Raw genomic sequence first — 23,905 nt, 5'->3', positions numbered from 1 at the left:
ATGCGTCGCTTCGCTTCCCTGCTCTCCGTCGCCGCCCTCGCGTTCGCCATCGCCGGCGGCGTGTCCGCGCACGATCGCCCGCACGACCGCGACAACAACCCGCCCGGCCCCGCCGGCGGCCCCGGCACCAACTGGGAAAACCCGCCCGGCTGGCGCGGGGGTCCCGGCGCCTCGCCGGACACGCGCTATTACCGCCATCACGGCGTCCGCTACACGTTCGCGATCCGCGACGGCGGCTATTACTTCAATCCGCGCTTCGGCTACTGGCACCCGCGCTACGGCTTCTGGAACCAGGCGAAGCGCTGCTGGTTCGACAACGACCGCAACCCGCCGGGCCCGGTCGGCGGCCCCGGCACCAACTGGGAAAACCCGCCGGGCCGGCGCGGTGGCCCGGGCGCCTCGCCGGACCGCTACGGCCGCTGCCGCTGAGCACGCGTTCGCGCCGTCCGTCATGCGCCGGTCCATCGCCGGCGCATGACAATGCTCACTGGGCACCGGCCGCAGCGCACGCGACACTGCGGGTTCGTCCCGCCCTCCGTGAACCGTCATGGCCGTCCCCGCGCCCGCCGCACCGCTCTCGATCGCGCCCTACGTCTTCCCGCTGCTGATCGCGTTCGCGATGTACCGGCGCATCCGGCGCAACTTCGGCGTGCAGCCATGGCGGCCGACGCGCGCCTGGATCCGGCTGGTGTTCCTGTCGCTGGCGGTGCTGATGCTGGCGATCGCCGGCATCGCGATCCCGCAGACGCTGCCGGCGATCGGCATCGGCCTCGCCTGCGGCGCGGTGCTCGGCTACTTCGGCCTGAAGCACACGCACGTCGCGCTCGTCGGCGGGCAGCGCACCTACACGCCGAATCCGTGGATCGGCGGCGCCCTCAGCGCGTTGCTGCTCGGGCGGCTGGCGTGGCGATTCACGCAGCACGGCGGATTCGCCGCGGCGCAGGCCGCGCCCAGCGGCGTGACCTTCGGCATCGCGATGGCGCTGATCACCTACTCGCTGATCCACATCGCCGGGCTGATGGTACAGATGAAGCACCTGCAGGCGCCCGCGGCTCCGCAGTCTTCAACGTCGAATCCACCGACGACGCTCTGATCGCCCGCGCGCCGATCACGCGTCGGCGAGGTCCTCGGGCATCAGCGTCGGCTCGCGTTCGAACCGCCGCACCAGCGCCTCGAATTCGGCGACGTGGCGCCGCAGGCGCACGTCGTCCGCCTGCGACGACAGGAACGGCTTGCGCTTGCCCGACAGCAGCACGTCGAGCTGCCGGCCCTTGCGCTGCAGCGGCTGCCGCAGTCGCCGGAACGGCTGCAGCACGTCCGACGCGACGCTCGCCGGCAAGTGCGCGCGCAGCCACGCCAGTTGCGTCGTCTCGAACAGGCCCGACGGGAAATCCAGCGATTCCAGCCCCGTCAGTGCCGCCAGCGGCTGGATGCGACCGTCGCCGATCGCCTTCGCGTTGAACGCCAGCGCGCGCAACCGCGACAGCTCGGCGAGCGGCGCCAGCGTCTCCACCTCGAACTTGTTCCAGATCGCATTGCCGAAGACGAGGTCCTCCAGCGCTTCACCGCGGGCGAGGTCCGACAGGTCGCGCAGCTTGGTGAAGTCGTCGAAATGCAGGCCGCGCAGCGACGGCGTGCGCGCAAGGTTCCACAGCCGCGTCGTCTTGTGGTTCCAGTAGAACGCGATGTGCGTGAGCTGCGGCATCGACTCCAGCGGCGTCAGGTCGACGATGCGCGGGCACTTCCAGAAATGGACTGCGGTGAGCCGCGCACCGAGCCCGCTGCACAGCAGCTCCAGCGTCTTCTGCTCGACGCCGCTGACGGTCAGCACGGTGATCTCCGGCGCATCGGCCAGACGCAGCAGCACGTCGGGCGGCAGCTTGCCGCCGTTGAGTTCGGGCTGCAGCCGCATCGCGTGCCACGGCGGCGCTTCGCCGGGACGATGCAGACGGCGCAGTTGCGCCAGCGAGGTGATGCGATCGGCGTTCACGCCCTCTCCTTCCGTTGGAATCCGCTCCGTGCGCGCATCGTCGATGGAGCGTCAGCCGGCGTCGGCCCGCAATACGGCCACCGCCGGCGCGACCTGCGCCTCGCGGCCGAGCGCGGCGCCGACGCGCACGAGCGTGTCCGCGAGTTCGGCTGGCGCATCCGCGCGCAGCGTCGCGTGGCCGACCTTGCGGCCGTCGCGCGGTTCCTTGCCGTAGTCGTGCCAGTGGCCGCCGGCTTCGCGCAGCACGGCGGAGGCGTCGGGCATCGCACCGATCCAGTTGAGCATGCACGCGTGGCCAACCATGCGCGTGTCGCCGAGCGGCAGGCCCAGCACCGCGCGCAGATGGTTCTGGAACTGCGAGGTCTCGCTGCCTTCGATCGTCCAGTGCCCGGAGTTGTGCACGCGCGGCGCGAGTTCGTTCGCCAGCAGCACGCCGTCGCGGCAGAACAGTTCCAGCGCGAACACGCCGACGTAGTCCAGCGCCTCGGCCAGCGCCTGCGCGTGCGCGACCGCACGCGCCTGCAGCGCCGCGTCCACGCGGGCGGGCGCGAGGCTGGCCGACAGCACGCCGTCGACGTGCCAGTTCTCGGTCAGCGGCCAGGTGCGGAACGTGCCATCGCGGCCGCGCGCGGCGACCACGCTCAGTTCGCGCTCGAAGGTCACGAAGCCTTCGAGGATCAGGCCGACGGTCCCGGCCTGCGCGCCCAGCGCGTCCCACGCGGCGTCGACGTCGCCCGGCGCCTTGATCCGGAACTGGCCCTTGCCGTCGTAGCCGAGGCGGCGGGTCTTGAGGATGCACGGCGTGCCGATCGCGGCGACCGCGGCGTCGAGCGCGGCGCGATCCGCCACGTCGGCGAACGGCGGCACCGGGATGCCCAGTTCGCGGAACAGCGTCTTCTCGGCGAGGCGGTCCTGCGCGACGGCCAGCGCGCGCGGGTTCGGGAACACCGGCACGCGCTCGTTCAACCACTGCGCGGATTCGGCGGGGACGTTCTCGAAATCGAAGGTCGCCACGTCGACCTGTGCCGCGAACGCGGCCAGCGCGGCCTCGTCGCGGTAGTCGCCGACGATCAGCGGCGCGAACTGGCCGGCGCAGGCGTCGGCGACGGTGTCGAGCACGCGGAAGCGCAGGCCCAGCGGGGCGCCCGAGAGCGCGAGCATGCGGGCGAGCTGCCCGCCACCGAGGATGCCGACGGTGGTCATGCGTACCTCACGAGCGGGGGTCGTCGTGATCCATCACGTCCTGTGTCTGCTGCGCGCGGAAGGCGGCCAGTGCCGCGGCGACCGCGGGCAATGCGGGCGCCAGCATCGCGGCGGCGAAGAGTCCGGCATTGGCGGCGCCGGCGTTGCCGATGGCGAAGGTGGCGACCGGGATGCCCGCGGGCATCTGCACGATCGACAGCAGCGAGTCCATGCCGTTCAGCGCCTTGCTCTGCACCGGCACGCCCAGCACCGGCACCGTCGTCTTCGACGCCAGCATGCCCGGCAGGTGCGCGGCGCCGCCGGCACCGGCGATGATCGCGCGCAGGCCGCGGGCCTCGGCGGTCGTGGCGTAGTCGAACAGGACATCGGGGGTGCGGTGGGCGGAGACGACGCGCACCTCGTGCGGCACGCCGAGCGCTTCGAGCTTCGACACCGCGTGCTGCATCGTCTCCCAGTCGGAGCGCGATCCCATCACGACGCCGACCAGGGGTCGATCGGTCGTGTCGGCGTTGCTGTCTGCCATGGCCCTTCCCCGCGGCATCGCGCCTGCTGCAAAGCGGTATTCTAGCGGCATCCCACCCCGGCTTCATCGAAATGGACCGCAAGCTCGTCGATCTGCTCGTCTGCCCCGCCACCCGCCAGCCGCTGGCCCTGCTCGACAAACCCGGCCTGGACGCGCTGAACGCGGCCATCGCCGCCGGCGGCGTGCAGCGCGTCGACGGCGCGCCGCAGACCGAGCCGCTGCGCGAGGCCCTGATCACCCACGATCGCAAGACCGTGTACCGCGTCGACGACGGCATCCCGGTGCTGCTGATCGAGGAAGGCATCGCGGCAGCGGCAGCGTGAGCGCAGACGGCATGTCCCACATCTCCGCGCCGCCGGCCTCGGTGGTCGACGCCGACGTCGCCGCGGCGCTGGCCGAGGACCTCGGCACCGGCGACGTCACCGCCGCGCTGCTGCCGGACGGCCCGGACATCGCCTACCTTCTGTGCAAGGAAGACGCGGTGGTCTGCGGCCGGCCGTGGTTCGACGCCTGCCATCGCGCGCTGGATCCCGACGTGCGCATCGACTGGCGCGTGGCCGAGGGCGACCGCGTGACGAAGGGCACGGTGCTGGCGACGCTGTCCGGGCGCAGCCGCGCGCTGGTCAGCGCCGAGCGCGCCTCGCTGAATTTCCTGCAGACGCTGAGCGGCACCGCCACCGTCACCGCGCAGTACGTCGACGCCGTGCGCGGCACCGGCGCGACCATCCTCGACACCCGCAAGACGATTCCCGGCCTGCGCATCGCGCAGAAATACGCCGTGCGCGTCGGCGGCGGCCGCAACCACCGCATCGGCCTGTACGACGCGGTGATGCTCAAGGAAAACCACATCCGCGCCTACGGCTCGCTGGCGGGCGCGGTCGCCGCGGCACGCGCGCGGTCGCCCGCGCTGCCGCTGATCGTCGAAGTGGAAACGCTGGCGCAACTGCACGAAGCGCTGGACGCCGGCTGCACGCGCATCCTGATCGACGACTTCGATGCGGACACGCGCCGCGAGGCCGTGCGGATCGCGCGTTCGGCACCGTACGACGGCCGCATTCCACTGGAAGTCTCCGGCGGCGTGGACATGACCACGCTGCGCGGCATCGCCGAGGACGGCGTCGACTGCATCTCGATCGGCGCGCTGACCAAGCACGTGCGCGCGATCGACCTGTCGCTGAAGCTGGGGCCGCCGCCGGGCGAGTGAGCCGGGCGGCGCGCGCACCCGAACGCGCTCAGCCAAACCAGTACTGATGCATCGCCGCGAGGAATTCCGGCGTGATCGGGTAGCCCGACTGCGCGCCGAGCACCGAATCGACGCCGCAGTGCGGGCACAGCGCGGTCTGGCCCGCTTCCGCCGGCTGCCCGGTGGCCGGATCCTCCGGCCAGTCGACCCATTCGGCGATCTCCGACGGCTCGAAGATCGTGCGGCAGTAGAAGCAGCCACAGACGAGGCTGGCTTCGATGTCGGCGCGATGGTTCGAGGACTTCGAATGCGCCGCGTGCAGTTGCGGGTCGGGATGGTGGGTCACGGTCAGCGCAACACCAGGATCACGACGACGACCAGCGCGACCGCGGCCGCCAGCCACACCCAGCGCGGCACGCCGCCGCCGGTGGCCTCCGGCGCCGCAGCGCCTTCCTTGCCCAGTTCGAACAGGGTGAAGCGCACGGTGTCGAAGCCGATCTCGTCGCCCGGCTGCGCGACCGCATGCTGCGTGCGCTTGCCGTTGTGGAAGCTGCCGTTGGTGGAACCGAGGTCTTCCAGCACCACGCCCTCGTTGGTCGGGATCAGCTTGGCGTGCTTGCGCGACAGGCTGGTGTCGTCGAGGCGCAACTGGCAGTCCGGGGCACGGCCAACGACGGTGGCGCCGGTCAGCGGGTAGACGCGGCCGAGGTTGCGGCCGGTCTGCGCCCGCAGCGCGTACTTCGGCAGCGCGGCGCGGACGGTGGTGGTGCCGACGTCGTCGACGCCCGCCGACGCGGCGGTGCCCGGCGTGGTGCGCGGCCCGTCCAGCGCGACCAGGGAGGCCAGCACGGTGCCGAAGGCGATGCGATCGCCGGCGCGCAGGGCGATCGGGCCGTCGACCGGCCGGCCGTTCACGCTGACCGCGGCACCGCGGGCGATCTTCAGCATCACGCCCTGCGGGCCGACCTGAAGTTCGCAATGCTGCGGCAGGATGTCGGGGCCCCGCAGCCCGATGTCGGCGTCGCTCGCCGAACCGATGCGTTTGACGCCCTGCTGCAGCAGGGTGGGCGGAAATTCGCCGGCGGCGAACACGAGCTTCATGGGCGATCTGGCTCCGGGGTCGGGATTGCATCCGCGGCCGGGCGGCCGCAAATTAACGAAATGCCAACTTTACTGATCCTGATGATCGTGGGTGCGATGGGGTTCGCATTCTGGACGGCCTCGCGGGCCGCGGCCGAGCGCGCGCTGCGCATCGGCGGCGAGGCCTGCCAGGCCGCGGGCGTGCAGCTCATCGACCACACCGTGCACGCGACGGGCTTCCGCCTGCGTCGCGGCGAGAGCGGCTGGCTGGGGCTGGAACGCAGCTTCCGCTTCGAGTATTCGCAGGACGGCACCGACCGGCACATCGCGCGGCTGGTGCTGCACGGCGATCGGCTCGTCGCGTTCGCCGGCCCGGCCGCGGCGCACCGGGCGTCGATCGCGGAGACGATCGGCAACGCGATCGACGAATAGCGGGACACCGCTCCGCACGCGCCTGTGGCCTGTTCCTGCATCGCTCCCCCTGCGATCCCGAACCCGAATCCGTGCCGCGACTATTTCACGATGCGCAGATGACTGCCGCGCTTCGGTGGCGGTGCATCGTCACCGCCCTCGGGACCGGCATCGCCGTCATCGCCGCCGGCATCCGGCGCGAAGGGTTCCTCCGCCAGCCCCATGCCCTGCCCGGTCTCGCGGGCGTAGATCATCAGGACGGCATCGACCGGCACCCGCACGGCATGGCTGACGCCCTGGAACCGCGCGGTGAAGGTGATCAGCGCGTTGCCCATGTCCAGCCCGGCGACGGCGCGGTCGGCGACATTGAGCACGACCTTGCCGTCCTGGATCGCGCCGGGCGGAACGCCCACGCCCGGGCGGCCGGCGTCGACCAGCAGGTAGGGGGTCATGCCGTTGTCCACGATCCACGCGTAGATCGCCCGCAACAGGTACGGGCGCTGGCTGGTCATGCGGGTGGAAGGCCCTGCGGTCATGGCCGCAGTGTACTGTGCAGGGACGTAGCGGACTGCGACACGCTGCGAACCCGCGTCAGGCCGGCAGGTCGCGCAGGCTTTTTTCCTGCGGCGTGAGGCTGCGGACGAAGCCCGGATTGCGGAAGATGCGGTTGCCGTAGTCCTCGATGACCCGGCCATCGCCGGGCAGCGGCACGTCCAGCGCCTGCAGGCGCCACACGATCGGCGCCATGGCGCAGTCGGCCAGGCTCATTTCGTTGTTGAGGAAGAACTTGCTGGCCTTGAACAGCGGCACCGCGGCGGTGAGCAGTTCCTTCAGGCGCTTGCGGCCGGCCTCGGCCTGCTGGCGGTTGCCGAACTGCACGGCCTGCACCTGCGGCACCCAGTCGTGCTCGATCCGCAGCATCGCCAGGCGCAGGCGCGCGCGCGACAGCGGATCGATCGGCATCAGCGGCGGATGCGGATAGCGCTCGTCGAGGTATTCGCTGACCACCGAGGCGGCGTACAGCACCAGGTCGCGTTCGACCAGCGTCGGCACGGAGTGGTACGGATTGAGGTCGATCAGGTCCTCGGGCGGGTTCTGCGGATCGACCGCGACCAGATCGTAGGTGACGCCCTTCGCGGCCAGCACCAGGCGCACGCGGTGGCACAGGACATCGTCGACGGAGGAAAACAGGGTCAGAGCATTACGCATACGCAGACTCGCCATCCTTCAATAATGACGCGGGGCGGCCGGACCAGCCGGCCGCCCCGCGCGTGAACGTCGTCGAGCAGAGAGAACACCCGGTCATCAATGGACGTCGCGCCAGTATTCCTTCTTGAGCAGCCATGCCATGAGGGTGAAGAACGCCAGATACAGGATCACCCAGACGCCGGTCTGCTGGCGCTTGAGCGCGCCCGGCTCGCCCGCGTACTCGAGGAAGGTCGTGATGTCGCGGACGGTGCCGTCGAATTCCTCGGCGTTCTGCAGGCCCCGCTGGGACACCACGAGCTCGCGGATGCAGGCGTCGTCGGCCTCGGTGGTGCCGTGCGGGCAGGCGACGAGCGGCTTGCCCTTGTCGTCCTTCTCGCCGGTCGGCTCCTTCGCGGCGAACACCGGGCGCTGGCTGCCCTGCATCTGCCACAGCGGATTCGGCATCGACACGTTGGGGAACAGCTTGTTGTTCCAGCCCAGCGGACGCGCCTCGTCGACGTAGAACGACTTGAGGTAGGTGTAGATCCAGTCGGTGCCGCGGACACGCGCGGTCAGGCTGAGATCCGGCGGCGCCTTGCCGAACCACTTCGTGGCCTTGTCTTCCGGCATCGGCGACAGGATGTGGTCGCCGATCTTCGCGCCGGTGAAGTTCAGGTTGTTCATCACCTGGTCCTCGGTCAGGCCGAGGTCCTCGGCCATGCGCGAGTAACGCAGGTACTTCAGCGAGTGGCAGCCGGCGCAGTTGTTCATGAACAACTGCGCGCCGCGCTGCAGCGAGGCCTTGTCTTCGAGGTCGGTACCGGCGTGGTCGAGACCCGCCTCTTCCGACGCGAACACCGGGGACACGGCCAGCAGGCCGAGCAGGACGATCGCGCCGCGCTTGAGCATGGAAGTCTTCATCGTGGATGGCTTAGTCATGCATCGTCACCCGATCCGGGACCGGCTTGGTCTTGTCGAGCTTCGTCCACACCGGCATGGTGAGGAAGAACAGGAAGTAGAGAACGGTCAGTGCGCGGCCGATCTGGGTTTCGACCGGGTCGGTGCCCGGGCCGGCGCCGATCTTGCCCAGCCACACGAAGCAGATCGCGAACACCAGCAGCGCCACCTTGGACAGCGTGCCGCGGTAGCGGATCGACTTGACCTTGGCGCGGTCCAGCCAGGGCACCAGGAACAGCATCACGATCGCGCCGAACATCACCAGCACGCCCCACAGCTTGATGCCGAAGAAGGACGGCACCACGCGGAGCATCGCGTAGTACGGGGTGAAGTACCACACCGGCTTGATGTGGGTCGGCGTGACGAGGCGGTTGGCCTCGACGAAGTTGTCGTGTTCCAGGAACCAGCCACCGAAGGTCGGCGCGAAGAACGCGATGAACGCCGCGATCATCAGGAAGAAGCCGACGAAGAAGGTGTCCTTCACCGTGTAGTACGGATGGAACGGGATGCCGTCGGCCGGCGCGGTGGGCGACCAGCGGTTGCCCTTCGGGCCCTTCTTGATCTCGACGCCGTCCGGGTTGTTCGAGCCGACTTCATGCAGCGCGCCCAGGTGCAGCACGACCAGCAGCAGCAGCACCAGCGGCATCGCGATGACGTGCAGCGCGAAGAAGCGGTTCAGGGTGGCGTCGCTGGGCAGGTAGTCGCCCATGATCCACTCGGTCAGGCTCTGGCCGATGACGGGGATCGCGCCGAACAGCGAGATGATCACCTTCGCGCCCCAGAACGACATCTGGCCCCACGGCAGCACGTAGCCCATGAAGGCTTCGGCCATCAGCACGAGGTAGATGAGCATGCCGAGGATCCACACCAGCTCGCGCGGCTTCTTGTACGAGCCGTACATCAGGCCGCGGAACATGTGCAGGTAGACGACGATGAAGAACAGCGACGCACCGGTGCTGTGCATGTACCGGATGATGTTGCAGCCGTCGACGTCGCGCATGCAGTACTCGACCGAGGCGAAGGCTTCCGCCGCGCTCGGCTTGTACTGCATCGTGAGGAAGATGCCGGTGACGATCTGGTTGGCCAGGACCACCGTCGCCAGGATGCCGAAGATGTACCAGAGGTTGAAGTTCTTCGGCGCGTAGTACTCGGTCATGTGCTTGCGGTAGAAGGGCATGAAGCCCGGCGCCCGCTCGGTAACCCAGTCCATCGCGCTGTTCGCGGTACGGATGAGGATGTTCGACATGGATTACGCCCCTTCCTTCGGATCGACGCCGATCACGATGGTGTTGTCGTCGGCGTAGTGGTGCGGCGGCACCGGCAGGTTGCTCGGTGCGGGCACGCCGTCGAACACGCGGCCGGCCATGTCGAAACGCGACTTGTGGCAGGGGCAGAAGTAGCCGCCCTGCCACGCCGGGTCGAACGGCTCGGGCCGGATCTCGGCCTTCATCTCCGGCGAGCAGCCCAGATGGGTGCAGATGCCGACCAGCACGGAGATCTCCGGCTTGATCGAGCGGTACTCGTTGACCGCGTACTTCGGCTGCTGGTCCGCGTTCTCCGACTTCGGATCGCGCAGGCGGCCGTCGAGGCCCGGCAGGCCGTCGAGGACCGCCTTGGAGCGCTTGACGATCCAGATCGGCTGGCCGCGCCATTCGTAGACCAGGCGCTGGCCCTCCTGCAGCCCGCCGATGTCGGCGGTCACGGGCGCACCGGCGAGCTTGGCGCGCGCGCTGGGATTCCAGGACTTGATGAACGGGACCGCGGCACCTGCGACGCCGACGGCGCCCACCACGGCAGTGGAGGCGGTCAGGAAGCGGCGACGCCCCGCATCGACCGGTTGCGCGCCGTCACCCCGAGGGTGGTCCGACCCGCCTTCGACTTTTGTTGCCATCCGGCACTCCGCAAAAAACGTGGGCTACTTGGATTGCCGGCCCGTTCCGTCTCCGGAGGTCGGTCGGCAAAGACGGCAAAGTGTAACGGAACGCTGAATCGGCCGACAATCTTTGCCGCCATCGGAGGCGGCCGGGCGGGCCGGGACCGGCCCTGCCGGGGGTCAGCCGCGGCCGCCGAGGGCGCCGCGATAGCGTTCGGCGAGGACCCGGACCCGCTCGACGTAGCGCTTGGTCTCGCTGTACGGGGGCACGCCGCGGTACTTGTCGACCGCGCCCTCGCCCGCGTTGTAGCCGGCGGCGGCCAGCGCGAGATCGCCGTTGTAGCGCTTGAGCAGCCAGGCCAGGTACTGCACGCCGCCGCTGATGTTCTGGCCGGCGTCGAAGGCGTTGCTGACGCCGAACCGGCGCGCGGTGGCCGGCATCAGCTGCATCAGCCCCTGCGCGCCCACCCGCGACATGGCGTTGGGGTTGTAGGACGACTCGGCGTGGATGATCGCCCGGACGATGGCCTCCTCGACCCCGTGCGTGGCGGCGGCGGCGCGGATCTCGGCGGCGTAGGCGGCGGTGTTGAGCCGCAGGGTACCGAAGTTCACGCCCGGCAGCGGGGCGCAGGCGTAGCAGGTCTCGAGGAAGCTGTAGCGGATCGTGCGGACCGCGGTCGCACCGGCCACGCCGCGCGGCGGCTTGCTGGTGTAGTTGCGCACGCCGTCCTTGATGTAGGAGTAGACCTGTCCCTGCACCCGGCGGGTGGTGTTCGCCGCGCGGGCGGGCGGCGGCGATGGCGGCAGCGCGACGGCCGCGGGCGCCGCGGCGAGCGGGACCATGGCGGCCGGGGCGGGAACGGCGGGAGGGGGCGGCGTCACCGTCACCGAGACCGGCGGCGGCACGGTGCGCGCGGCCGGCGACGACGGCGTGTAGCGCGAGATCACGGTGCAACGCGCGCCCTTGACCCGCTTGCTGCCGTAGGTCGGCGTGCCGTCGGCGCCATCGCAGCGATAGACCGTCCCCGCGTGCGCGCAGGGCACGGCGGCGAGCAGCAGGCCAATCGCAATGGTGATCCGGGCGCCTCGCATGGCCGACAGTCTGGCGGCACGAGGAAGGTTTGCCAAGTCCTTGATTGTCAAACGGCGACGCGCATCGCGACCGGCGGCCGGCACCCTCCGGCGCATGGCAGAATACCCGCCACGCCCTCCCTTCCCTGCTGCCGGCCCGGACTCACCGCCGCGCCCCGGACACGCCCATGACCGACACCCTCGCCCCCGGCGCCCTCGACGCCGCCCCGTCCGCGCCCGCCCGCTCGCCGGCCGCCGCGCCGAAGAAGCTCTACATCCAGACCCACGGGTGCCAGATGAACGAGTACGACTCCGCCAAGATGGCGGAGGTGCTCGGCGCCGAGGAAGGCATGGTGCTGACGGAGAACGCGGAAGAAGCCGACGTGATCCTGCTCAATACCTGCTCGATCCGCGAAAAAGCGCAGGAGAAGGTGTTCAGCCAGCTCGGTCGCTGGCGCGGGCTGAAGCGGGACCGGCCGGTCGTGATCGGCGTCGGCGGCTGCGTCGCCAGCCAGGAAGGCGAGGCGCTGCTCAAGCGCGCACCGTTCGTGGACCTGGTGTTCGGCCCGCAGACCCTGCACCGCCTGCCCGACCTGCTCCGGGCCAAGCGCGAGACCGGCCGGCCGCAGGTCGACATCAGCTTCCCGGAGGTCGAGAAGTTCGACCGCCTGCCCGAACCCCGCGCCGAGGGCCCGACCGCCTTCGTCTCGATCATGGAGGGCTGCTCGAAGTACTGCTCGTTCTGCGTGGTGCCCTACACCCGCGGCGAGGAGATCAGTCGGCCGTTCGAGGACGTGCTGGTCGAGATCGCGCAGCTCGCCGCCCAGGGCGTGCGCGAGGCCACCCTGCTCGGCCAGAACGTCAACGCTTACCGCGGCCCGTATGGCGACGAAGGCGAGGTCGCCGACCTAGGCCTGCTGATCCGCGCCGTGGCCGGGATCGAGGGCATCGGCCGCATCCGCTTCACCACCTCGCATCCGCTGGAGTTCTCGGACTCGCTGATCGAGGCCTACCGTGACGTGCCGCAGCTGGCGAACTTCCTGCACCTGCCGGTGCAGTCCGGCAGCGACCGCGTGCTGTCGGCGATGAAGCGCGGCTACACCGCGCTGGAGTTCAAGCAGAAGGTGCGCAAGCTGCGCGCGGTGCGCCCGGACATCTCGATCAGTTCGGACTTCATCGTCGGCTTCCCCGGCGAGACAGACGCCGACTTCGAGAAGACGATGAAGCTGATCGAGGACGTCGGCTTCGACCAGAGCTTCTCCTTCATCTACTCGCGCCGCCCGGGCACGCCCGCCGCGGACCTCGAGGACACCGTGACCGACGCCGAGAAGCACGCCCGCCTCTCGCGCCTGCAGGCCGCGATCAACGACAACGCCAGGCGCATCGCGCAGGCGATGGTCGGCACCACGCAGACGGTGCTGGTCGAAGGCCCGTCGAAGAAAAACCCGAACGAACTGACCGGCCGCACCGAGAACATGCGCTTCGTGAACTTCCCGGCGCCGGCCGACGCATCGCTGCTCGGCCGCTTCGTCGACGTCGTGATCACCGACGCGATGAGCAACTCGCTGCGCGGGCGGCTGGCCGGCTGAGGCCGCGCCCACCGAAGCCGCCTCATCCAGCCAGCGCCCTCACCGTCCGCATCAGATTCGCGAACGGCGGGCGAGCCAGGAGCGAGCGGCGACGGGATGCGGTCCAGCTATGCTCCCAGTGCGCGAGTGCACGCGGCAGGACGTCCAAGCCCCATGTCCGGCGCACCCCTGCCGACTGCCCCGCCAGCCATTCCAGCTTGGCATTCATCGCATAGGCGATTTCGTCGACCAGGCCCGCGTTCTCGCCCATCCGGTCTTCGAGCGACCACAGCGGCGTGTGCACGTACCATCGGCTGAGACTATCGAGACAGGAACACGGCGCCACGTAAAAACTGCCGATGCCGAGGTAGGCCTCCAGAGTGACGACCTTGTGGGTCAGGCGCCCGGGCAGGAAGAGCGTCTGGCCGGGGCCGACGACCCACCAGCAGGCGCTGGGCAATCTGCAGAACGCGTCGAGGTCGAACGCGGCCCGATCGGCGGCATCTTCCCGCTGCACGTCCTGAAGACCGACGCGCAGACCCTCGAAGGTCTCCCAGGCGATCCATAGTTTGCGACCGCAGAAGGAATGATTGCTGCCGTCCGGATCGTCGGAGTGCGAATCAGTGACGTTGCCGCGCGAGCTCACGACCAGCGTCATCATTTCCTGCAGGCGCATGCGCTCGGAACCCGAAGGCAGCAGATTGAACGCGGACAACGCCGCGAGATCGATCGCGCCTTCCAGACACGTGCCGCGCACGTGCAGGTCAGTCACGCTTACCACGTGACCGGGGTCGCGCCATCGGCTCACGAGTTCGGATACGGCGATGCGACGGCGTGTCCCGGTCTTTCCGGCCTGCACGCTGATCCGCTCCGCCGGAGGGAAAGCACGGGCGATCATCCCGGCCAACGCATCCGCGGCGCGCCCTGCTTCGGATTTTTCCACGACCACGCCCAGCCCCGAAGCCAGCATCGGCCGACCCTGCGACATCGCTTCAAACAAGGCACGCCGGGAATAAGGACGGGGCAGCACCCGACGCTCGGCCAGTCGCCGGAGCTGGACAGGCATGGCCGACAGCGTCCGATCGAACCGCGCCGCATCGTCCCAGCATTCCCGCAGGTCGTCGTGCCTCATCGGCGCCACCTCCCCACCTTCTTGACGTCGGCTGCCGTCCAGCATGCGCACGGCGACAAGCGACCGCATCCTGTCTAATCCGACAGGATCGGGGCCGCGGAACAGCGAAACGAAACGGGCGTCAGTTCAATACAGCGGCACCCCGCTGTCGTAGGCGTCGACGAACGCCGCCCAGTCCAGTGCCACCTGGTCGGCGTAGGCGAAGGCGAAGTTCGCGATCTCCGTCTTCAGGCCGCTCTTGCTGGTGATCGCGTCGCTCACCTGCTTGTCGATGCTGTAAGACACGACCGCGGCGTCGTAGTCCTGGTCCGCGAGCGCGTGCGCCGAGGCCAGCGCCTGGCCGAAGTACGTCGCCGCGGTGTCGAGCTTGCCGGCGCTGTCGAACGCGGCCGCGTCGACGTCCTGCTGGTACGGCGATTTCTCGTGCACCCAGTACGGCAGCCCGGCGACGGTGGTCCAGCCGATCAGCACGTCGGCGTTCGCCACCTGCGCCTTGGCCGTGCGCGCGACGCGCTGGCCTTCGTGTCCGCCGTACGCGGAGGACGGCAGGTTGCCGTGCACGGTCAGGGCGACGGCGCTGGCGGCTTCCTGCTTGAATTCCAGGATCACGTCGTCCGAGGTCGACGTCGACGCGCCTTCGACCAGCACGTAGTAACGCAGCCGGCCGAGGCTGCCCACGCCCGAACCGAGCTTCTGCCGCACGTCCTTCACCGTGTAGAAGCCGGCGGCGTAGCGCTTGGACGCCGCGATCGAATTGACGTAGCCGGTCATCGCGCCGACGAGCGCGCTGCGGGTGGTCGCCGGCACGGACACGAGGTCGGCCGTGGTCTGGAACGTGCGCACGCCGCCGGAGACCTGCGTGTACTTCGACAGCAGCGACGCCCGCGTCTTCGCGTCGGCCGCGGCGATCAGGTCGTCGACCACGCCAGTGGTGGTGCTTTTCGTCAGCCGGAATGACGCCTCGGCGCTGCTGCCCTTGAAGTCGGTCATCTTGTCGGCGTAGGCGCCGACCAGCGTGCCGATCGCGGTGCGGAGATCGGCGTCGGCCACGCCGTTCGCGCGGCCGGCCAGCACGAAGCTCGTCGCGAGCCGGCGCAGGTCCCACACGTACTGGCCGAGGTAGGCCTCGTCGAAGTCGGAGACGCGGAACACCGCGGTGCCGCTGCTGTCGCGGGCGGCGTCGAAATTGCCGAGGTGCGCGTCGCCGCCGATCCACGTCTGCCCGGTCTGCGCCGTCGCGTACGCGGACGCCGGCCACGTCGCCATGTCGCGCTGGAACAGGTGCGCGGTGCCGCGATAGAACGTGTACGGATCCAGCGCCATCTTCGCGAGCTTGGTATCCAGTTCGCCGGCCGCGGTGGCGGCGTACGGATGGTTCCAGGCGCGGATCTCGGAGACGACCCACGTCGGGCGCGGGGTCGCGGCCGAAGCGGGGGGCACGAACGTGGTCATGGCGAGAAGGACCGCGGTCAGCGGCGCGAAGAGGCTGTTGAACGAGCTTCGCATGGGACACCCTGTCCACGGAACGGCCCGTGATTGCAGCAGCGTCGCATGTCAGCCGCGTGTCACCGCCGCCGGGCGACCTCCGCCCGTGTGAAGCGCGACTTCACACAAGCCCCACGCGGCTCCCGCGCGGCGCCGCGAGACTGCCCGCCGTCCCCGCAGCAGGAGTCCGCATGGCCGCCACCCCCGAACGCGATGTCGACCTGGTCGTCGTCGGCGCCAGTTTCGCCGGCGCCGCCTGCGCGCTCGCCGCCGCGCAGTACGGCCTGCGCGTGTGCGTGCTGGAGCGCAAGCGCGACCCCGGGCTGAAGCTGCACACCACCGGGATCATCGTGAAGGAGGCAGCCGAGCGCACCTGGCTTAATCGCGCACCGTCGCATCTCGTGCAGCGGATCGAGCGCGTGCGCCTGTACGCGCCGAACCTGCGCAACGTCGCGCTGCAGGTGCCGGACTACTACTTCCTCACCACCGACACCCCGAACCTGATGCGCTGGCTGGTCGACGAGATGCGCACGCAGCATATCGACGTGCGCCTGGCGCAGTCGTTCACTCATGCCTCGCCGTCGGCCGATCCGCAGCGCGGGCGCTGGCATCTGCCGGGCATCGGCCACGCGCGCTGGCTGGTCGGCGCCGACGGCGCGAAATCGCGCGTCGCGCAGCGCTTCGGGCTCGGCCACGTGCGCGATTTCCTCTACGGCGTGGAGTACGAATTCGCCGGCCACGCGCTGGCCGAACCCGACGCCCTGCACTGCTACGTCAGCCGCACGCTGGCGCCGGGCTACATCGGCTGGGCCGCGCAGAATCCGACCGGCGTGCAGCTCGGCCTCGCGTTCCGCCATCGCAGCGGCCGCACCGGCACGCCGGACATCGAAACGCTGCGCGCCCGCGTCGGCCGCGACCTCGGGCTGCCGGACGATCTCGCGCCGAGCGCGATCCGCGCCGGGCTGATCCCCTGCGGCGGACCAGTCGCGCCGCTGGCGATGCCCGGCGTGATCCTCACCGGCGACGCCGCGGGCATCGTCTCGCCGGTCACCGCCGGCGGCATCCATTCGGCGTGGCAGCACGGCTGGGCCACCGGCGAGGCGATCGCGCGCCACCTGCGCGAGGGCGGGCCCGCGCCCGAGCGCGTGGCCGAACGCGCGGCGCCGCGCTACCGGATGAAGCGTGCGCTGCGCTGGGCGTTCGACCACCTGCAGATGGACTGGCCGTTCGACCTGATGCTGGGCGCCGCGCCGATGCGCTGGGCCGCGGAACGCGTCTACTTTGGCCGGCGGGAGGTCGCATGAGGTTGCCCACCGTCGTCTCGCGCCTGCCACTGCGCGTGCGCAGCGGCCTCGCACTGCTGTTCGCGCTGGGGCTGACACACGTCGCGCTGTCCGTGCAGGCGCTGCCGGTGGTCGGGCTGCTCGCCGTCGCGCACCTGTTCTTCCCGCCGGCAGGCGTCTACGGCGCCTGGGACGTGGCGACGCGGGCGCCGCTGTTCGCGCTCATGGTCTACGGCTGCGGCACCCTGTTCGCGGCGCTGCTATGGTCTGCCGCGCGGCCGACGCGCGATCGCCTGCCGCGGCCGCTGCGCTGGACGCTGGCGGCGAGTCTGTCGCTGTGGGTGCTGGTCGGCTGCGGCGAAGGCATCCGCACCGCACTGATGGAAACGCAGTTGATGAACAACGCACCGGCCTGCCACGAAACGTGGTCGCTGATGGCCTCGCTGCGGCAGCGCTACGTCCTCGCGTTCGACGAATTCGAAGGCGGCCGCCATCCGCACGGTTGGCGCGTGCGCGGCGACACAGTGTCGCTGTGGAGCTACCGCACGCTGCGCTTCGAGCCGGCACCGGACTGGTACGGCGCGGAGGACGCGATCGCGCAGTGCCGCGGCGGCCTCGCGCGACCATGAGGCCCGCGCGGGTTCAGCGCAGGTCGAAACGATCCCCGTCGAGCATTGCCGGGAAGCGCTCGCGGTGCGCGGCGAGTTCGGCCGCCTGCAGCGTCGTGGTGACGACCAGCACCTCCTCGCCGCATTCGCTCACCGGATGGCCGAGGAAGTCGATCACCGCGCTGTCGCCGCTGTAGTGCAGGCCGTTGCCGTCGCTGCCGACGCGGTTGAGGCCGGCGACGTAGCACAGGTTCTCGATCGCCCGCGCGCGCAGCAGCGTCTTCCACGGATACGCCCGCGCCGACGGCCAGTTGGCGACGTACAGCAGCAGGTCGTAATCGAGCGCGCCGGCGCGCTCGGTGTCGAAGCGGTTGCGCGAGAACACCGGGAAACGCAGGTCGTAGCAGACCAGCGGGCAGATGCGCCAGCCGCGCCACTCGACCGTCCGGCGTTCGCGGCCGGCAGCGTAGCGCTCGTGCTCGCGGCCGTAGCGGAACAGGTGGCGCTTGTCGTAGTGGTGCAGCGCGCCGTCGGGCGTGGCGAACAGCAGCCGGTTGAACACTTGTGGACCGCTGGCGCCATCGCCGACGCGCAGCTGCACGCTGCCGCAGACCGCGGCGTCCAGCGCCCGCGCCTGGTCGCGCAGCCACGCGACGGTCGGGCCGTCCATGGTCTCGGCCTGGGCGATGGCGTCGTTCGAGAAGCCGCTGGTGAAGGTTTCCGGCAGCACGACCAGATCGGTCTGGCCGCGCAGGCCACCGATCAGGTCGCCGTAGTAGTCGCGATTGGCCGCGGGATCGTGCCAGCGGGTGTCACCCTGGACGAGGCTGATGCGCAGGTCGTTCATGGAGTCTCTTCAGGAATGGGGAACCGATCGCGGGGGAAGTACGGGATGGGGGGCGAAGGACCTCGACATGCCCCCACCCCGACCCTCCCCCGCATGCGGGGGAGGGAGCGTTTCAGAGTTTCATCAGGCGCTCGATCGCGGCGTCCAGCGTGGCTTCGTTCTTCGCGAAACACAGCCTTGCCAGGCGCTGCCCGGCCGGCGGCGTCTCGTAGAACGGCGACAGCGGGATCGCGGTGACGCCTTTCTCGATCGTCAGCCAGCGGCAGAAATCGAGATCGTCGAGATCGCTCACCGCCGAGTAGTCGACCAGCTGGAAATAGCCGCCCGGCACCGGCAGCGGCTTGAGCCTCGTGCCCAGCAGCTGTTCACGGAAGCGGTCACGCTTGGCCTGATAGAACGCGCCGAGCTGTTCGTAGTGCTCGGGTTCGGCGTCGATCATCGCCGCGAACGCGTGCTGCGCCGGATGGAAGGTGCAGAACACGTTGTACTGGTGCACCTTGCGGAACTCGGTGCTCAGCGCCGGCGGCGCGATGCAGTAGCCGACCTTCCAGCCGGTGCAGTGGTAGGTCTTGCCGAAGCTGGAGATCACGAACGCGCGTTCGCGCAGTTCCGGATAGCGCAGCGCGGATTCGTGGCGCGCGCCGTCGAAGACGATGTGTTCGTACACCTCGTCCGACAGCAGCCAGATGCCGGTGTCGCGCAGCAGGTCGGCGACCGCGCGCAGGTCGGCCTCGCCCAGCATCGCGCCGGAGGGGTTGTGCGGGCTGTTGATCATCAGCATGCGCGTCTTCGGCGTGATCGCCGCGCGCACGCGGTCCCAGTCGGGCGCGAAGGTCTGCGGATCCAGCGGGATGTGCACGGCGCGCGCGCCGGCGAGGTCGATCGCCGGTTCGTAGCAGTCGTAGCACGGGTCGAGCACGATGACCTCCTCGCCCGCGCGCACCACGGCGTGGATGGCGTTGAAGATCGCTTCGGTCGCGCCGCTGGTGACGGTGATCTCGCTGTTTTCGTCGGGACGCACGCCGTACAGGCGCGCGGTCTTGTCGGCGATCGCGCGGCGCAGCGCGGGGATGCCGGTCATCATCGAATACTGGTTGTGTCCGGCGCGCATGGCCTTGTCGAGTTCGTCGACCAGCCGCGACGGCACCGGGAAATCCGGGAAGCCCTGGCCCAGGTTGATCGCGCCGTGCTCGACGGCGAGCTGCGACATCACGGTGAAGATGGTGGTGCCCACGCGGGGCAGCTTGGTCTGGGGCATGCTCGGTTCCGGAAGCGTGCGCGGGATGCCGGCGGCGCGCGCCATAGCATTTCCCGCCGATGGGCGCCAGAGTTTACGGGCAGGCGCGCCCGGGTTAAACCTTGTGCCATGCCCGTGTCCCCCATGTCCTCAGGCGACGGCCGGATCGCCGATCTCGTCCGTGCCTATCTCGCCGCCGAATACCGGTGGGAGCGCGATGGCGAATGGCTCGACCTGCACGTCGGCGCGCCCGCGCCCGCGGTGTCCGCGCGCTATCCGGCCGCACGCACCGCCGGTCTGCTGTCGGCCTGGAACCCGCATTCGGTCGCGCGGTCCGACGCCGAGAACCGCGCCGAGGACGAACGGCTGCAGGCGGATCTCGTCGCCAGCGGCTGCGCGTTCCGCCCGGCGTTCTCGTCGTCCAGCAACCGCACCTGGCGCGAACCGGGCTGGCTGGTGATCGACATGGCGATGGGCGCGTTCGATGCCCTGTCGCGCCGCTTCGGCCAGTTGGGCACGCTGTACTGGCCCACCGACGCGCCGGTGCGGATGCGGGTCGACGCCCCGGCGCCGCCGTCGCTGGCGGGGCACCCGTACCTCGACTGGCTGCGAACCTGAACGGCCGGTCATGGGCCTGAACGGCGACCCGCGCTGCCGGCCGAATCCGAGCGGGGACTCGAACGGGTGCCGCCTACCCTTTCGCCATCCCCGATCGGTCCCGTGAATCGCCGTGCCCGCGAACGTCTCCGGCTGTCCCGCCTCCTGCCCCACCCTGTTGCCCGATCGCCTGCGCCTGGCCGACTACCGCTGGGAGCTGGACGGCCATTGGCGCGCGCTGCGCGTCGGCCATCCGGCGGACGAGCTGGAGGCCGCCTTCCCCGAGGCCCGCGGCTTCGGCCTGCTGTCGGCCGCGCGCCCCGGTTACGCCAACGATCCCGGACCGGCGGAGGCGGAGGCCGACCGGGCCCTGCAGCGCGCCCTCGACCGGCTGGGCCTGCACTACCGGCCGGCCTGCGCCGCCGCCGGCAACCGCACCTGGAAGGCCTACGGCTGGCTGGTGGTGGACCCGGAACACGCGGCCTTCGACACCCTGACCCGCACCTTCGGCCAGTTCGGCAGCCTGCTGTGGGAACGCGGGCAACCGGTGCGGCTGCGCCTGCGCGGCGCACGCCCGGCGACGGGCGCGCACCCCGACATCGACTGGGTCGATCCGGCCGGACGGGCAATCCCCCCGGGCAATCCGTAGAATCGCGGACCCGGGCTGGCCCTCAGCCTCTTCCGGCCAGCCGGCCACCGCGATGACCGATCCCGCACCGACGCCTCCCCTGCTCGCCGCCCGCGGGCTGTGTTTCTCGCGCAACGACACGCCGGTCTTCGGCCCGGTCGACCTGGCGGTGGACGCCGGCGAAGCGCTGCTGATCCGCGGCGACAACGGCGCCGGCAAGACCACCCTGCTGCGCGTGCTGGCCGGCCTGCTGCGGCCGGAATCGGGCCGGATCGAGATCGACGGCCGCGCCACCGACACCCCCGAACGCACCCGCGCCCTCGCCTACCTCGGCCACCTGCCGGCGCTGAAGGCCGACCTCGGCGCGCTGGAGAACCTCGTGTTCCTGTGCGGCCTGCACGGCCGCCGCGGCAGCCAGACGCCGGACTCGGCGATGCGCATCGTCGGCCTGGACGGCTACCAGGACGCGCTGGCCCGGCAGCTCTCCGCCGGCCAGAAGAAGCGGCTGTCGCTGGCGCGGATGTGGCTGTCGCCGGCGCCGGTGTGGCTGCTGGACGAGCCCTACGCCAACCTCGACCTCGACGGCATCCAGTTGGTGAACCGGATGGTGCAGGCGCACCTGCGCGAGGGCGGCGCGGCGCTGGTCACCACCCACGGCGCCTACGCCGCACCGCCGGTGCGCACCCGCGAACTGGTGCTGGAGCGCGCTGCATGAACGACACCGTCCGCCCCGTCCGCATGACCATCGACGGCCACCCGCCGTCGATGCCCGGTGCCGCCCGCGCGCTGCTCGCCCGCGATTTGCAGCTGCTGTGGCGCCGCCGCGGCGACGCCTTCCAGCCGGCGCTGTTCGCGCTCATCGTGGTGGTGCTGTTCGCGCTGGCGCTGGGCAACGAACCCGAACTCCAGTCGCGCGTGGCCGCCGGCGTGCTGTGGGTGGCCGCACTGCTGGCCGGCCTGCTGGCGCTGGACACGCTGTTCCGCAGCGACGTCGAGGACGGCTCGCTGGAGCAGTGGATGCTGGCGCCGGTGCCGCTGGCCTGGCTGGTCGCCGTGCGCACCGCGATGCACTGGGCCACCACCGCCCTGCCGCTGCTGCTGGCGACGCCGTTCCTGGCCGAACTGCTGCACCTGCCGCACGCGCAGTTGCCGGTGCTGCTGGCGGGTCTGGCGCTGGGCACGCCGCTGCTGAGCCTGATCGGCGCCGTGATCGCTGCACTCACCGTCGGCATGCGCCGGTCCGGTATCCTTGTCGGGCTGCTCGCCCTGCCGCTGTACGTGCCGGTGCTGGTGTTCGGCGCCGGCAGCGTGGCGGCCAGCGCGCAGGGGCTGGATCCCGTCGGTGCGCTGCTGCTGCTCGGCGCAGGGCTGGCGGTCGCCGCGATCGCCGCACCGCTGACCGCAGCCGCCGCGATCCGGATCTCGGCCAGCTGAACGCCGCCGGCGCCCGTCCCCGCTTGAGGCGGGTCAAGGCCGGACCCCGTCCCGGGCATGGACAATCCGCGGCGGCGGGCGCCTTCAGTTCCTCCTAATCTTCCGATGCCACCGTCCGCGCTTTGCCCCGACCTTCCAGGCCCGACTCCCCCGGCATGAATTCCCTGGCATGAATCCACTCGTCCGCTGGTTCCACCAACTCGGTTCGCCGCCCTACTTCGACCGCTTCGCCGCGCGCTGGGCGCCGTGGAGCTTCGGTACGGGCGCGCTGGTCATGGCGATCGGCGTGGCCTGGGCGCTCAATCTGCTGTCGGCGCTGCCCGGCGTGGGCGCATGGTTCTTCGTGCCGTCCGACTACCAGCAGGGCGACAGCTTCCGCATCCTCTACATCCACGTGCCGTCGGCGTGGATGAGCATGTTCATCTTCGCGCTGATGGCGTTCTACGCCGCGATCGGCCTGGTCTGGCGGATCAAGCTGTGCGAGATCCTGGCGATGGCCTGCGCGCCGATCGGCGCCGCGTTCACCGTCATCACGCTGGCCACCGGCTCGATCTGGGGCAAGCCGATGTGGGGCACCTGGTGGGAATGGGACCCGCGGCTGACCAGCGAACTCATCCTGCTGTTCCTGTACCTCGGCGTGATCGGCCTGTACCAGGCCATCGACGACCGCCGCAACGCCGCGCGCGCCGCCGGGCTGCTGGCGATCGTCGGCGTCGCGCTGCTGCCGGTGATCCGCTACTCGGTGGAATGGTGGAACTCGCTGCACCAGGGCCAGACGATCCGCATGTTCGGCAAGTCCAGCATGGACGCCAGCATGCTGCCGCCGCTGATCGTGATGCTGATCGGCACCAAGTTCTGGTTCCTGGGCTCGCTGCTGCTGCGCGCCCGCGCCGACAACCTCGACCGCGAGGCCGGCAAGGACTGGGTGCGCGAACGCGCCGACGCCGCGGAGGCCGCGCCATGACCTATTTCGGCTACGTCGCCGCCGCCTACGCGCTCTTCGCCGGCGTGCTGCTGTGGGACCTGCTCGCGCCGCTGGCGCGCATCCGCCGCACCCTGCGCCGCGTGCGCCTGCGCCATCGCCGCACCGCCGCCAAGGCCGCCCCCCTTCCCACGGAACTGCAACGATGAATCCTTCGCGCAAACGCCGGCTCTGGCTGGTGCTGGCGGTCCTGGCCGCGGCCGGCGCCGCGGTCACGCTGGTCACCCTCGCGCTGCAGCGCAACGTGGCCTACCTCTACACGCCGCGCGAAGTGATCAACGGCGACGCCGGCGCGAAGGTCGTCGCGGGCGACGCGGTGTTCCGCCTCGGCGGCATGGTCGCGGCCGGCTCGTTCCAGCGCGCGCAGGGCTCGATGGAAGCGCACTTCAAGGTGACCGACGGCGACGCCGAACTGCCGGTCGTCTACACCGGCATCCTGCCCGACCTGTTCCGCGAGAAGCAGGCGGTGGTCGCCACCGGCCGCATGCACGGCCAGGTGTTCGTGGCCGAGCAGGTGCTGGCCAAGCACGACGAGACCTACGTGCCGAAGGAAGTGGCCGACAAGATGGGCATGGCGCACAAGAAGCACAACGTGCCCGCCGCGCCTGCGCCGGCACAGCCCTGA

30 protein-coding genes are annotated in these 23,905 nt (G+C 70.4%); 15 read left to right on the top strand and 15 right to left on the bottom strand.

Annotated elements, in window-relative coordinates; all coding sequences use genetic code 11:
- Together ACT53Q_RS16530 and ACT53Q_RS16525 are read left to right on the top strand one after the other, a co-directional pair.
- Positions 1-429, top strand: coding sequence for a hypothetical protein (locus ACT53Q_RS16530; protein ID WP_476187748.1), 429 nt, complete (start codon positions 1-3; stop codon positions 427-429).
- Between the two features lie 118 nt (positions 430-547).
- A complete protein-coding gene (locus ACT53Q_RS16525) occupies positions 548-1,093 on the top strand; it encodes a CcdC protein domain-containing protein (RefSeq protein ID WP_476187747.1) in 546 nt (181 codons plus the stop codon).
- Between the two features lie 15 nt (positions 1,094-1,108).
- On the opposite strand, the gene ACT53Q_RS16520 is transcribed toward ACT53Q_RS16525, so the two are convergent.
- Genes ACT53Q_RS16520 through purE form a run of 3 tightly spaced genes read right to left on the bottom strand, consistent with a single transcriptional unit; the run spans position 1,109 to position 3,716 of the window.
- Positions 1,109-1,990: a hypothetical protein gene (locus ACT53Q_RS16520; RefSeq protein ID WP_476187746.1), complete on the bottom strand. Its 882-nt coding sequence runs from the start codon at positions 1,988-1,990 to the stop codon at positions 1,109-1,111.
- Between the two features lie 51 nt (positions 1,991-2,041).
- Complete coding sequence (locus ACT53Q_RS16515; protein ID WP_476187745.1) at positions 2,042-3,193, bottom strand: 5-(carboxyamino)imidazole ribonucleotide synthase; 1,152 nt, start codon at positions 3,191-3,193, stop codon at positions 2,042-2,044.
- A 7-nt stretch (positions 3,194-3,200) separates the two neighbouring features.
- Entirely contained in the window at positions 3,201-3,716 is a 516-nt protein-coding gene (gene purE / locus ACT53Q_RS16510; RefSeq protein ID WP_476187744.1) for a 5-(carboxyamino)imidazole ribonucleotide mutase, read from the bottom strand.
- Positions 3,717-3,787: 71 nt separating this feature from the next.
- Here purE and ACT53Q_RS16505 point away from each other — a divergent pair, with 71 nt between their 5' ends.
- Entirely contained in the window at positions 3,788-4,039 is a 252-nt protein-coding gene (locus tag ACT53Q_RS16505; RefSeq protein ID WP_476187743.1) for a Trm112 family protein, read from the top strand.
- Positions 4,040-4,050: 11 nt separating this feature from the next.
- Positions 4,051-4,920: a carboxylating nicotinate-nucleotide diphosphorylase gene (gene nadC / locus ACT53Q_RS16500; RefSeq protein WP_476187742.1), complete on the top strand. Its 870-nt coding sequence runs from the start codon at positions 4,051-4,053 to the stop codon at positions 4,918-4,920.
- A 28-nt stretch (positions 4,921-4,948) separates the two neighbouring features.
- On the opposite strand, the gene ACT53Q_RS16495 is transcribed toward nadC, so the two are convergent.
- Both ACT53Q_RS16495 and ACT53Q_RS16490 read right to left on the bottom strand, forming a co-directional pair.
- Positions 4,949-5,245 carry a hypothetical protein gene (locus tag ACT53Q_RS16495; RefSeq protein WP_476187741.1) on the bottom strand — a complete coding sequence of 99 codons (297 nt, stop codon included), beginning with the start codon at positions 5,243-5,245 and terminating at the stop codon, positions 4,949-4,951.
- A 2-nt stretch (positions 5,246-5,247) separates the two neighbouring features.
- Positions 5,248-6,000 (bottom strand): FHA domain-containing protein, encoded by a 753-nt coding sequence (locus ACT53Q_RS16490; RefSeq protein ID WP_476187740.1) that lies wholly within the window; start codon positions 5,998-6,000, stop codon positions 5,248-5,250.
- A gap of 60 nt (positions 6,001-6,060) precedes the next feature.
- Between ACT53Q_RS16490 and ACT53Q_RS16485 the strand changes: the two genes are divergently transcribed.
- The gene (locus tag ACT53Q_RS16485; RefSeq protein WP_476187739.1) at positions 6,061-6,411 is read left to right on the top strand and encodes a DUF3301 domain-containing protein; all 351 of its coding nucleotides are present in this window, start codon (positions 6,061-6,063) and stop codon (positions 6,409-6,411) included.
- An 80-nt stretch (positions 6,412-6,491) separates the two neighbouring features.
- Here the strand turns inward: ACT53Q_RS16485 and ACT53Q_RS16480 are convergent, their stop codons facing one another.
- The 6 genes from ACT53Q_RS16480 to ACT53Q_RS16455 form a co-directional block, all read right to left on the bottom strand.
- On the bottom strand, positions 6,492-6,926 hold the full coding sequence (locus ACT53Q_RS16480) for a ClpXP protease specificity-enhancing factor (RefSeq protein ID WP_476187738.1): 435 nt from the start codon (positions 6,924-6,926) through the stop codon (positions 6,492-6,494).
- 55 nt (positions 6,927-6,981) lie between these two features.
- A complete protein-coding gene (locus tag ACT53Q_RS16475; RefSeq protein ID WP_476187737.1) occupies positions 6,982-7,614 on the bottom strand; it encodes a glutathione S-transferase N-terminal domain-containing protein in 633 nt (210 codons plus the stop codon).
- Positions 7,615-7,695: 81 nt separating this feature from the next.
- Complete coding sequence (locus ACT53Q_RS16470) at positions 7,696-8,499, bottom strand: cytochrome c1 (RefSeq protein WP_476187736.1); 804 nt, start codon at positions 8,497-8,499, stop codon at positions 7,696-7,698.
- A 10-nt stretch (positions 8,500-8,509) separates the two neighbouring features.
- Entirely contained in the window at positions 8,510-9,781 is a 1,272-nt protein-coding gene (locus ACT53Q_RS16465; protein ID WP_476187735.1) for a cytochrome b, read from the bottom strand.
- Between the two features lie 3 nt (positions 9,782-9,784).
- A complete protein-coding gene (gene petA / locus ACT53Q_RS16460; protein ID WP_476187734.1) occupies positions 9,785-10,426 on the bottom strand; it encodes a ubiquinol-cytochrome c reductase iron-sulfur subunit in 642 nt (213 codons plus the stop codon).
- A 162-nt stretch (positions 10,427-10,588) separates the two neighbouring features.
- Positions 10,589-11,500: a transglycosylase SLT domain-containing protein gene (locus tag ACT53Q_RS16455; RefSeq protein WP_476187733.1), complete on the bottom strand. Its 912-nt coding sequence runs from the start codon at positions 11,498-11,500 to the stop codon at positions 10,589-10,591.
- Between the two features lie 167 nt (positions 11,501-11,667).
- Between ACT53Q_RS16455 and miaB the strand changes: the two genes are divergently transcribed.
- Positions 11,668-13,068: a tRNA (N6-isopentenyl adenosine(37)-C2)-methylthiotransferase MiaB gene (miaB, locus tag ACT53Q_RS16450; protein ID WP_476187732.1), complete on the top strand. Its 1,401-nt coding sequence runs from the start codon at positions 11,668-11,670 to the stop codon at positions 13,066-13,068.
- Positions 13,069-13,090: 22 nt separating this feature from the next.
- Here miaB and ACT53Q_RS16445 read toward each other — a convergent pair whose 3' ends face one another.
- Positions 13,091-14,248, bottom strand: coding sequence for a hypothetical protein (locus tag ACT53Q_RS16445; protein WP_476187731.1), 1,158 nt, complete (start codon positions 14,246-14,248; stop codon positions 13,091-13,093).
- A 57-nt stretch (positions 14,249-14,305) separates the two neighbouring features.
- On the bottom strand, positions 14,306-15,685 hold the full coding sequence (locus tag ACT53Q_RS16440; RefSeq protein ID WP_476187730.1) for a DUF2252 domain-containing protein: 1,380 nt from the start codon (positions 15,683-15,685) through the stop codon (positions 14,306-14,308).
- A gap of 170 nt (positions 15,686-15,855) precedes the next feature.
- Here ACT53Q_RS16440 and ACT53Q_RS16435 point away from each other — a divergent pair, with 170 nt between their 5' ends.
- Both ACT53Q_RS16435 and ACT53Q_RS16430 read left to right on the top strand, forming a co-directional pair.
- A complete protein-coding gene (locus ACT53Q_RS16435; RefSeq protein ID WP_476187729.1) occupies positions 15,856-16,968 on the top strand; it encodes an NAD(P)/FAD-dependent oxidoreductase in 1,113 nt (370 codons plus the stop codon).
- Entirely contained in the window at positions 16,965-17,576 is a 612-nt protein-coding gene (locus ACT53Q_RS16430; protein ID WP_476187728.1) for a hypothetical protein, read from the top strand. The genes ACT53Q_RS16435 and ACT53Q_RS16430 overlap by 4 nt, the downstream gene beginning before the upstream one ends.
- Positions 17,577-17,589: 13 nt before the next feature.
- Here ACT53Q_RS16430 and ACT53Q_RS16425 read toward each other — a convergent pair whose 3' ends face one another.
- Positions 17,590-18,402: an amidohydrolase gene (locus tag ACT53Q_RS16425; protein ID WP_476187727.1), complete on the bottom strand. Its 813-nt coding sequence runs from the start codon at positions 18,400-18,402 to the stop codon at positions 17,590-17,592.
- 112 nt (positions 18,403-18,514) lie between these two features.
- The gene (locus tag ACT53Q_RS16420; protein ID WP_476187726.1) at positions 18,515-19,660 is read right to left on the bottom strand and encodes a pyridoxal phosphate-dependent aminotransferase; all 1,146 of its coding nucleotides are present in this window, start codon (positions 19,658-19,660) and stop codon (positions 18,515-18,517) included.
- Between the two features lie 123 nt (positions 19,661-19,783).
- On the opposite strand from ACT53Q_RS16420, the gene ACT53Q_RS16415 reads away from it, so the two are divergent.
- The 7 genes from ACT53Q_RS16415 to ccmE all read left to right on the top strand — a co-directional run bounded on the left by ACT53Q_RS16415 (position 19,784) and on the right by ccmE (position 23,905).
- Positions 19,784-20,257 (top strand): DUF3293 domain-containing protein, encoded by a 474-nt coding sequence (locus tag ACT53Q_RS16415; protein WP_476187725.1) that lies wholly within the window; start codon positions 19,784-19,786, stop codon positions 20,255-20,257.
- Positions 20,258-20,369: 112 nt separating this feature from the next.
- On the top strand, positions 20,370-20,885 hold the full coding sequence (locus ACT53Q_RS16410; protein WP_476187724.1) for a DUF3293 domain-containing protein: 516 nt from the start codon (positions 20,370-20,372) through the stop codon (positions 20,883-20,885).
- A gap of 52 nt (positions 20,886-20,937) precedes the next feature.
- The gene (gene ccmA, locus ACT53Q_RS16405; protein WP_476187723.1) at positions 20,938-21,579 is read left to right on the top strand and encodes a heme ABC exporter ATP-binding protein CcmA; all 642 of its coding nucleotides are present in this window, start codon (positions 20,938-20,940) and stop codon (positions 21,577-21,579) included.
- Between the two features lie 23 nt (positions 21,580-21,602).
- A complete protein-coding gene (ccmB, locus tag ACT53Q_RS16400) occupies positions 21,603-22,298 on the top strand; it encodes a heme exporter protein CcmB (protein ID WP_476187805.1) in 696 nt (231 codons plus the stop codon).
- Between the two features lie 169 nt (positions 22,299-22,467).
- Positions 22,468-23,262 (top strand): heme ABC transporter permease, encoded by a 795-nt coding sequence (locus ACT53Q_RS16395; RefSeq protein ID WP_476187722.1) that lies wholly within the window; start codon positions 22,468-22,470, stop codon positions 23,260-23,262.
- Positions 23,259-23,429, top strand: a complete 171-nt coding sequence (gene ccmD, locus ACT53Q_RS16390; protein WP_476187721.1) for a heme exporter protein CcmD — start codon at positions 23,259-23,261, stop codon at positions 23,427-23,429. The genes ACT53Q_RS16395 and ccmD overlap by 4 nt, the downstream gene beginning before the upstream one ends.
- Positions 23,426-23,905: a cytochrome c maturation protein CcmE gene (ccmE, locus tag ACT53Q_RS16385; protein WP_476187720.1), complete on the top strand. Its 480-nt coding sequence runs from the start codon at positions 23,426-23,428 to the stop codon at positions 23,903-23,905. Before ccmD ends, ccmE begins: the two co-directional genes overlap by 4 nt.

It is taken from the genome of Lysobacter sp. DMC97 (assembly GCF_056313745.1).
The sequence above is the reverse complement of the archived record's forward strand: the minus strand, read 5'-3'. Positions and strand labels throughout refer to the sequence as shown.